The sequence below is a fragment of the Falsiporphyromonas endometrii genome (genome assembly GCF_042654485.1).
GTDB lineage: Bacteria > Bacteroidota > Bacteroidia > Bacteroidales > Porphyromonadaceae > Porphyromonas > Porphyromonas endometrii.
This window is the reverse complement of the sequence record NZ_JBHSGO010000149.1, coordinates 1-8,680: the sequence shown is the minus strand read 5'-3', so window position 1 is coordinate 8,680 and position 8,680 is coordinate 1. Positions and strand designations below refer to the sequence as shown.

The window sequence follows — 8,680 nt, the reverse complement described above, 5'->3', positions numbered from 1 at the left end:
TATATAGAATGGTATAACAATAAAAGAATAAAACTGAGGTTAAAAGGAATGAGCCCGGTAAAATACCGAGCTCATTATAGACAATTATAACGTTTAATTTAACGTCCAACTTTTGGGGGGCACTTCATTTCTCCAAGTACACCCCAATATTTTTCAATAGCTACAAAACCTATTAGTCTTCGATAGCAGCTATACCCGGCAGTCTTTTTCCTTCAATAGCTTCCAAAAGAGCACCACCACCGGTGGAGACATATGACACTCCTTCAGCAAGACCAAATTTATTGACACAAGCTACCGAATCACCACCTCCCACAAGAGAGAAAGCACCATTCTTGGTTGCTTCGACAATGGCTTCTCCTACTGTGCGAGAACCATGAGTAAAGTTTTCGAATTCGAATACTCCGGTTGGACCATTCCACAAAATTGTCTTTGAACCTTTGATAACTTCGGCAAAGAGTTTCTCCGCTTTTGGGCCAATATCCAATCCTTCCCATCCATCAGGAATTTCATTGACCGGGCTGTAATCTGTCTTTGCATCATTGGAGAAGCTATCAGCAATCTTAGCATCTTCTGCCAATACCAAATTGACTCCTCTCTCTTTTGCTTTCTTAATAAGCTCAAGTGCAAGTTCCAGTTTATCGTCTTCACAAATCGAATTACCAATCTTACCTCCTTGAGCCTTTGCAAAGGTATATGTCATACCTCCTGTCAAGATTAGGTTGTCTACCTTATTGAGCAAGTTTTCAATGATTTCAATCTTTGAAGAGACCTTTGATCCTCCCATAATAGCAGTAAAGGGACGATGAATATCATTAAGCACCTTATCGACAGCTTGGACCTCTTTCTCCATCAGATAGCCAAACATTTTATGGTCTTTGTCAAAAAACTCGGCAATGATAGCAGTAGAAGCATGCTTGCGGTGAGCTGTACCAAAAGCATCATTGACATAACATTCGGCCAACTCTGACAATTCTTTTGCAAATGCTTTTTGTCGTGGCTTAAGAGCCTCTTTGGCAGCCTTCTTTTCTTCTACTGTGACATCTTCTGCAAGACCTCTTGGTTTACCCTCTTCCTCTTCATGAAAGCGAAGATTTTCGAGCAATACCACATCTCCGGGCTTCATAGCCATTACAATTTTTACAACCTCTTCTCCTACACAATCGGGAGCAAAAGTCACCTTCTTGCCAATAAGTTCTTCAAGATGAGGCACAATATGCTTTAGAGAATACTTCTCATCCACCCCTTTTTTAGGTCTTCCAAGATGAGCACCCAAAATCATTTTACCACCATCCTGAATAATCTTATTCATGGTTGGCATGGCAGCACGCATTCGTGTATCATCTGTGATTTGAAAGTTTTCGTCTAATGGCACATTAAAGTCTACTCTTACAAATGTGCGCAGTCCTTTAAAATTAAACTGATCAATATTCATAGTTATACGTATTATTAATTCGAAACGATTAGTATCATCCGGATATTAAGGTTGGCATTCCTTATCAACTTCATAGACAATTGGACAAAGCCATTGCTTCTTACAAAGGTAATGAATTGAGGTTAGTTAAGCAGTCAATCACCTCTTTTGCCCCCAAAGATTTGACATCAACAAATTAAGAGAGTGTATCTTCAAGCTCCAGCTGTCTTAAAGTAAGAAGATCCATCTCATCATTTACTTCTCCAATCCTTGTAGAAGCCTCCATAAGAGCCTCGCCTCTCAATGAACCGGAAGATAACTTAGACTCCAGATCCGCTTTTTCTATTTCCAGTTTCTTTATCTGCTGATTATTGGCATCATACTCTTTTTGCTCTTTGTACGAGAGTTTTTTCTTCTCTCTTCGCTCAGGTTTATACGACTTTGCAGTTTGAATGGAAGCCTCTGCCTTAGACTTTTCTAAAGTTTCAAACTCGTCATGAATCCTCCATTGCGAATAAGAACCGGGGAAGTCTTTGATAATGCCTTCACCCTTAAAAACGAAGATATGCTCCGCCACCTTATCCATAAAATACCTATCATGTGAAACAATAAGCACACATCCCTTAAACTCCGAAATATACTCTTCAAGAACATTTAGGGTGACAATGTCCAAATCATTTGTAGGCTCATCCAACACAAGGAAGTTGGGAGCACCAATCAAAACGGTACAAAGGTAAAGACGCCTCATTTCCCCACCCGACAACTTTCCAACAAAGTTGTATTGCTTATCCGGCTCGAAAAGAAAACGGGTCAATAGTTGAGATGCAGATATACGCTGCCCTCCCGGATAAGTAATCTCATCTGCAATATCAGTGATAATATCAATAACTCTCTTTTGAGGATCGAAAGGTGGCATTTCCTGGCTATAATATCCAAATCGGACAGTCTCGCCAATCTCAAAATATCCACTATCGGGCTGTTCAATACCTAAGAGTAACTTTAAAAATGTACTCTTACCCACACCATTGGGACCCACAATGCCAACCTTATCATAGCGAGCAAAAATGTAATTAAATCGGTCTACAATCTTCTTGTTGCCAAAAGACTTTGAAACATCATAGGCTTCGAAAATCTTTTTTCCAATGTATGTGGCCGTATGATTGCTCAAATCAATAGACACTTCTTGCCTCTTCTCAGAAGCTTTCTGTTTGAGTTCGGCAAAAGCATCTATACGATATTTCGCCTTAGTACCTCTTGCCTGAGGCTGTCTCCTGATCCAATCCAATTCTTTTCGCATCAAGTTTTTGGCTTTCAAAACACTTTGTTCCTGCGAAGAGAGTCTTTCATCTCGCTTTTCGAGGTAATAGTTGTAGTTACCATTGTAGCTGTAGATCTTTTTTTGATCAATCTCAATAATGCGAGTACATATACGATCAAGAAAATAGCGATCGTGCGTTACAAGTAAAAGTCCCATCTGAGATCGAGTAAGATAATCCTCAAGCCATTCGATAGCATCCAAATCCAAATGGTTGGTCGGCTCATCAAGAATAAGGAGATTGGGTTCTTTGATAAGAAGACGAGCCAAAGCAATACGCTTGGTTTCTCCTCCGGAAAGAGATTTGCAAGTCCTATCAATATCCACAAGGCCAAGTTTTCCAAGCACTTCACTCACCTTATGCTCAAAGCTCCACAAGTTAAGGGAATCAATTTGCGGAGACAATTCGGTCATAGCCTCATTATCATTGTGCTGAAGAGCCTCCTTCCAGCGCCTGATAAGCTCTGTTTGATGATCATTATTATCAAGACAAGCTTCCAAAATAGTATGCTCCGGAAGGATTTCAGGACGCTGAGGAAGATAAGCTACAGTCATATCCTTACTAAAGATGATACGCCCATCGTCAGGAACATCATCGCCCATCAAAATTCTTAGAAGGGTAGTCTTACCTGTCCCATTAGGTGCTATCAAACCTACCTTTTCACCATCATCCACACTAAAAGAGACTTCATCAAACAGAAGAAGATCTCCAAAACTCTTAGTCAAATTCTCTACTTGTAACATAGATACAAAGATACAATCTCAAGTGAAAGGATTTGGCATAATAAATTACATTTGTGGAAATAAATATTAGATATTATGGATGAATCAAACAATCAAAACAATCTAACTACAAGTGAATCGTTAAAAAGAGCTCTACTACGCAATGCAAAATGGGCTAATATTCTGGCAATTGTTACCATCGCTTTTAATGGGATCAACCTCATAAGAGGACTCATTCAATTCGTTCAACTTTTAAAGCTTGGTATCAATGGGGCATATATGCTATTACAAGGAGTGACGCTTCTGATATTTGTAGCCATCATAGCTGTCAATATTCTACTCCTAAAATATGGATCAAAAATCAAAGCTGCTGCTAACAACTTAGAAGAGGACAAAATAGAAGATGGCATCAACTGTATGACAAATTACTTTAAAGCTTATATCATAACAATGATTATTTCAGTAGTTTCGATCATTATGGGAATAATCCTTTTTTTCAGTCTATCCTAAATCACCTAAATACAAATATTTTATGCGGAAGTATGGGAGCTGACATCGCCCGAGGAGATCAGCTATCGGGGCTGACGATGCATCGAACCCGAAGCGGTCTTTGGGCAGATCAAAGCCAATATGCACTACAGATACTTTCGACATTTAGGTAAAGACATAATTACAATGGACTTTACCTTCCTTGCCATGGTCTTTAACCCAGATTTGTCGTTAGATGGCAAGTTCTAATGACCGTCAGCAGGAACTACTTTTCTTAACAGGTTATATATCATCGTTTTATAACATTAGAAAATGATTATCACCTACTAAATTCCCCACCATTTTGGTGTGATATTAGAAGGTCTCAAATGGCTTTGGTGAGTTGAATATATGTGATACTTCGATGTTCTATCGACATTTTGAGGTTTAACATCAAGAAAATGGTTGCAAAGAGGCTGAAAGACAAGACAAACGGAATAAATTCGCCAGATAATACACCATATAGGGCTTATTTATCGATCTCCGGAGTTCTTGTGAGTCCAATTGTCAGCCCCAACCAAAAAATGGCAGCTTAACCCCCAAATATGATGCGTTGCAAATAATTAGAGGCTGAATCATTACAAATAATGACACAGCCTCTTATCAATATGTCCTTTCAAACTATTACCGAACAGTAATATTTTTCAAACAACAGAAAGGGTTGCGCCAAATGGAATTTTGAAACAACCCTTCTATAAATTATCTACGATTGCAACAAGATGATTGCATGAAAAAGCACTCTTCTTTAACTATTCGCGCTTAATCTCAATTTTTTGAGGACTTCCATATCCAGAGCTAGCCTGTAGGATAAATGTGGCTGCTCCTCCTTCTGCGACGGTAAAGGTTTTGTGCTCCTCGTCTATGTCGATTCCCTCGGTCTCACCTATATTTTTCAAACCAAAGTTGCAATCGAGTAGATTTCCTTCCTTGAGCACTTTCCCGTAGTAATCCGTATACTGCATTGTCCCCTTCACTTTCCCGGAGCCTCCTTTAGAGGTAAATCGGTCAGGCTCGGCCTTAAATACAAAATTTATTCCTCCTTTCAACACTACAACTTTCTGCTTATGCCCTTTTGCTTTTCCGCTTATCACAGTTGCTTCGAAATTGAACTTATCGCTATTGACCTCCTCTGGTATCCTAAACCTGTTAGCTCCAATAATATCGATATTTGAGTCAGGTATGGATATTTTGTATTCTAAACTTGAAAGTGGAGTCTCGCTGACAAGCTTGCCATCGGGAGCGATTTCCTGCAGAACTCCCGTAATTTCGCCATAACCGCCCTCACCGGAGAAGGAGTCTGGATTTGCTTGGAACTTCACTTGATAGCTGTTTGACGGCGTCTCTTTATTTTCGGGCTCATGAGTCTTACTGCATCCTAAACTGAAAAAACTTAATGCCAGAAACGCAAGAATAGGAATCAAGTTTCTCAAATTAATAACCTTTTTCATACTTTATCGACTGTTTTATAGTTTGGAAATCAAAATGTACATTGCGAATATAATTTCTTTTATTAAATAATTCATTATTATCTAATAAATTTAATAGTTTTTCATTTCTCTTATTTCTTAGCCTCTTCTCCCATTTCCAAGTACAGATCTATTAGTGTACAATTATCTAATGATTCAAGAAATCTTTTCTTGTTACAGCATTTCACTCACAGCCCAATAGCTTTTTCCAGTTCAGAGGGGCAGACGTAATGGTTGAGGACGTCAGGATTTACCATAAAAGAGGGCTGTGCCAAATGGAATTTTGACACAGCCCCTTTCTAACAAACAATCACTATCTACTAATCAAAATCTTGCAGTATCACTACCGCACTGAGACCATTAATGTGGATCTCATAACTATCAATCAAACACTTGAAGTTGCTATCTAGCAAACTTCGTCAAACACTATGAATAAGTATAAATATTATTCTTCCAACCACTTATCTATTATTTCCTTAAGCTGAGGTTTTGTTAGTACACCCAACATCAAAGTTGGCATCTTAACACCCCTCTTCGAAAATAACAGAGTCGGTACCGTACGGATATTAAACATCTCTGTCAAATCCGGACATTGATCAACATCTACTTTATAGATATCAACTTTGTCTTGATAATCTTCGGCAAGAACCTCCAAGATTGGGCTAAGTGCACTACAAGGGCCACACCAAGTAGCAAAAAAGTCCACAATAACAGGCTTTCTTCCTTCGTGATACCAATTTTGCATCGGATCGCCTTTTCGTACTTCAGACACTAATTTTGAAAATTCTGTTTTATCCTTAATATATTTAATGCTCATAATTCTACTGTTTTTGTTCATGGGCAAAAGTACATAATAGTTATATGAAGCATTCTATAAGATAATAGACACCGTTTATCATGAAGGGATTATCCCTCAATATATTGAGCATTACAAAAGGAGACTGTTGCATAATGGCGATTTGCCGCGTTGCTTTCTGTAATCGGCTTTGTGGTCACGTACTTAAGCACGCATCCTTAGCATTCCCCCTCATCTCCTTGCATCTCATCCATTCTCCAAAGCCCCCAAATTAGCTTGTAATTTGTATGAATGGCACTTTGTGCAACATTCTCAAAAGAGAACTACTCCGACGTTTAAGGTATTAAAAAAGGGGATGCATCTTGCGACACATCCCCTTTTCTCCTCAAACATGAGGGAATATTTCAAAGCTTATTACTTCTTAAGATATTCCTTAACGGCATCGTTAGGAACCATTTCTTCGTGGAAGATATAAGCACCTGTCTTTTCTGACTTTACCATCTTGATTACCTTTGAGTAAGCAAGAGACTGTCCTTGTCTAAATGTAGCGACGGATTTTTTTGCCATGACTTATACCCTTTCGTTACTTAATTTCTTTATGCAACGTCATACGCTTCAAAATAGGATTGTATTTCATAAGCTCGAGACGTTGAGTTGTATTCTTTCTATTCTTTGTAGTGATGTAGCGAGATGTACCCGGCATACCACTTTCTTTGTGTTCGGTGCACTCCAGAATAACCTGCACACGATTGCCTTTTGCTTTCTTTGCCATATCCTTATGCCTCCATTGTTTCTAGTCTTGTGAGGTAACCCTTCTCAGCGGCACGCTTAAGGGCTGCATCCAAACCGATTTTGTTAATTAGGCGAAGGCCGGCTGCCGACACCTTCAGTACAACCCAGCAATTTTGTTCTACCCAGAAGAACTTGCGGGTGAAAAGATTCACATTGAATGAGCGCTTGGTGCGGTGCTTTGAGTGAGATACGTTGTTACCCACCATAGCTCTCTTGCCTGTGATCTGACACATCTTAGACATATCTTCGTATCGTTTTTGTTATTACTTCAAATAATTTCAATCGTGTGGGCAAACTCGTAGCATCATAGAGAAGGTCCACAATCGAGGTGCAAAGTAAATAAATTTTTCTCATTCATGCAAAGTTAACAGCAATCATTTTCTCACTCAGATCACAATCAAAAGCACCAAATCCGTTATAAATAAGAGATACAACAGATTAAATATATTTACTTTGATAAGGCAAATTATCATTCTCATGCGTTTATCTAATCCGAATAACCATACACTGAATACATAATAATGCGATTGTGTTTTCTTCCGAAAAGTATGAACTTTATGTGCTTCCAAATCAAATTGATATAATCTGACCTCACATCCATAATCTAAGAAACTTAAATTGCTAATTTCCTTGTTTTGCAGTATCTTAGTCAGACAAGCAATTAAAAAACCATGGGAATACTCGTATTACTTACCATATTTCTGACTTTAGTACAGCTTGGCGGACCAGTCCTCCAAGGTGGAAAAATACATTCCTTTGGTTCAGAGCAAATTGTCATTTCAATAAACAACAAAAATAACCATCCGGACTATATGACACGATGCGCTGTGAAGCACATATTGAAAAGACTATATTTGTTAAATACTACTACTTTGATTGACACTCAGAATGGTACTCAAACACTCCTTATTCAACACCAAAATCACAAATTAGAGGGTTAGGGTAATCCGACCTTCTTACCGACTTTGCCCGTTTTATAGTACAAAAACGGGCTTTTTTATGCGTTATTTTAACAAATAAGCTCGCGCGAGAAGCAATCTAATCTCGCGCGACTTTGGATCCGATCTCGCGCGACCTTGACATGCAAAGTCGGCTACTTTAGGAGCAACCTCGCGCGAGGTTACTTTCATTGTCGCGCGAGAATGGATTGAAAGTCGCGCGACCTAACAAAAAAGGGAGCCTAAAGTAGGTTTTTAAGCCGCCAACTTGCCCACAAAAGGTCACCTATACATATATTAACATTTAAATAGGACGGTTTCGTCCTATTGATTTTAGGTTTTGTGGAAAATGAGCCTCTTCGGGAGTCAAAAAGCGTTGCTTTGAAGCTAAAAACAAGCCAAAAAATATTCATATATTTTATCAAATAATAAAGTTTAATATACCTATAAAGTAAATCAATCCACCTATGAAATCCATAAATAAGAGCAAAATCAATCTATTATTGTGCTACTCAAATAAAGACAGAAAACAAAGTATTCAAGTTACTTCGTTACATAGAAACAAAAGAAGATATTGATACATTGATATAGATACTGTCCCAAAAAAGTGTGTAAGACCCAAGACTATTATCTTTGAAAAAATAAAATAAAACAGTAAAACAGTATGGATCTCACACGAGTACAAATTAAAGAAATTATTTCGAATTGTCT

The 8,680-nt window shown here is 38.4% G+C and carries 10 protein-coding genes and 1 pseudogene; 4 read left to right on the top strand and 7 right to left on the bottom strand.

Features of this window, described 5'->3' with window-relative positions; all coding sequences use genetic code 11:
- Window positions 1-3: 3 nt before the first annotated feature.
- A complete protein-coding gene (locus ACFO3G_RS04670; protein WP_380077071.1) occupies window positions 4-90 on the top strand; it encodes an IS3 family transposase in 87 nt (28 codons plus the stop codon).
- A gap of 82 nt (window positions 91-172) precedes the next feature.
- On the opposite strand, the gene ACFO3G_RS04665 is transcribed toward ACFO3G_RS04670, so the two are convergent.
- On the bottom strand, window positions 173-1,432 hold the full coding sequence (locus tag ACFO3G_RS04665) for a phosphoglycerate kinase (RefSeq protein WP_380078435.1): 1,260 nt from the start codon (window positions 1,430-1,432) through the stop codon (window positions 173-175).
- Between the two features lie 175 nt (window positions 1,433-1,607).
- A complete protein-coding gene (locus ACFO3G_RS04660; protein WP_380078433.1) occupies window positions 1,608-3,470 on the bottom strand; it encodes an ABC-F family ATP-binding cassette domain-containing protein in 1,863 nt (620 codons plus the stop codon).
- Window positions 3,471-3,545: 75 nt separating this feature from the next.
- On the opposite strand from ACFO3G_RS04660, the gene ACFO3G_RS04655 reads away from it, so the two are divergent.
- Together ACFO3G_RS04655 and ACFO3G_RS04650 are read left to right on the top strand one after the other, a co-directional pair.
- A complete protein-coding gene (locus ACFO3G_RS04655) occupies window positions 3,546-3,959 on the top strand; it encodes a DUF5362 family protein (RefSeq protein ID WP_380078431.1) in 414 nt (137 codons plus the stop codon).
- 39 nt (window positions 3,960-3,998) lie between these two features.
- A pseudogene (locus ACFO3G_RS04650) lies at window positions 3,999-4,157 on the top strand (transposase); the annotation flags it as partial.
- Between the two features lie 569 nt (window positions 4,158-4,726).
- Here the strand turns inward: ACFO3G_RS04650 and ACFO3G_RS04645 are convergent.
- The 5 genes from ACFO3G_RS04645 to rpmB all read right to left on the bottom strand — a co-directional run bounded on the left by ACFO3G_RS04645 (window position 4,727) and on the right by rpmB (window position 7,273).
- On the bottom strand, window positions 4,727-5,425 hold the full coding sequence (locus tag ACFO3G_RS04645) for a hypothetical protein (protein WP_380078429.1): 699 nt from the start codon (window positions 5,423-5,425) through the stop codon (window positions 4,727-4,729).
- 463 nt (window positions 5,426-5,888) lie between these two features.
- Window positions 5,889-6,260: a thioredoxin gene (gene trxA / locus ACFO3G_RS04640; protein WP_380078427.1), complete on the bottom strand. Its 372-nt coding sequence runs from the start codon at window positions 6,258-6,260 to the stop codon at window positions 5,889-5,891.
- A gap of 393 nt (window positions 6,261-6,653) precedes the next feature.
- Entirely contained in the window at window positions 6,654-6,806 is a 153-nt protein-coding gene (locus tag ACFO3G_RS04635) for a DUF4295 domain-containing protein (RefSeq protein WP_380078425.1), read from the bottom strand.
- A gap of 16 nt (window positions 6,807-6,822) precedes the next feature.
- Window positions 6,823-7,011, bottom strand: a complete 189-nt coding sequence (gene rpmG / locus ACFO3G_RS04630) for a 50S ribosomal protein L33 (RefSeq protein ID WP_380078423.1) — start codon at window positions 7,009-7,011, stop codon at window positions 6,823-6,825.
- Between the two features lie 4 nt (window positions 7,012-7,015).
- Window positions 7,016-7,273, bottom strand: coding sequence for a 50S ribosomal protein L28 (gene rpmB / locus ACFO3G_RS04625; protein ID WP_380078421.1), 258 nt, complete (start codon window positions 7,271-7,273; stop codon window positions 7,016-7,018).
- Window positions 7,274-7,702: 429 nt separating this feature from the next.
- On the opposite strand from rpmB, the gene ACFO3G_RS04620 reads away from it, so the two are divergent.
- Window positions 7,703-7,972, top strand: a complete 270-nt coding sequence (locus ACFO3G_RS04620) for a hypothetical protein (RefSeq protein ID WP_380078420.1) — start codon at window positions 7,703-7,705, stop codon at window positions 7,970-7,972.
- Window positions 7,973-8,680: the final 708 nt, after the last annotated feature.

Coding starts and splice junctions, on each gene's coding strand:
- ACFO3G_RS04665 (WP_380078435.1), bottom strand. CDS start 1,432: ATGAATATTGATCAGTTTAATTTTAAAGGACTGCGCACATTTGTAAGA.
- ACFO3G_RS04660 (WP_380078433.1), bottom strand. CDS start 3,470: ATGTTACAAGTAGAGAATTTGACTAAGAGTTTTGGAGATCTTCTTCTG.
- ACFO3G_RS04655 (WP_380078431.1), top strand. CDS start 3,546: ATGGATGAATCAAACAATCAAAACAATCTAACTACAAGTGAATCGTTA.
- ACFO3G_RS04645 (WP_380078429.1), bottom strand. CDS start 5,425: ATGAAAAAGGTTATTAATTTGAGAAACTTGATTCCTATTCTTGCGTTT.
- trxA (WP_380078427.1), bottom strand. CDS start 6,260: ATGAGCATTAAATATATTAAGGATAAAACAGAATTTTCAAAATTAGTG.
- ACFO3G_RS04635 (WP_380078425.1), bottom strand. CDS start 6,806: ATGGCAAAAAAATCCGTCGCTACATTTAGACAAGGACAGTCTCTTGCT.
- rpmG (WP_380078423.1), bottom strand. CDS start 7,011: ATGGCAAAGAAAGCAAAAGGCAATCGTGTGCAGGTTATTCTGGAGTGC.
- rpmB (WP_380078421.1), bottom strand. CDS start 7,273: ATGTCTAAGATGTGTCAGATCACAGGCAAGAGAGCTATGGTGGGTAAC.
- ACFO3G_RS04620 (WP_380078420.1), top strand. CDS start 7,703: ATGGGAATACTCGTATTACTTACCATATTTCTGACTTTAGTACAGCTT.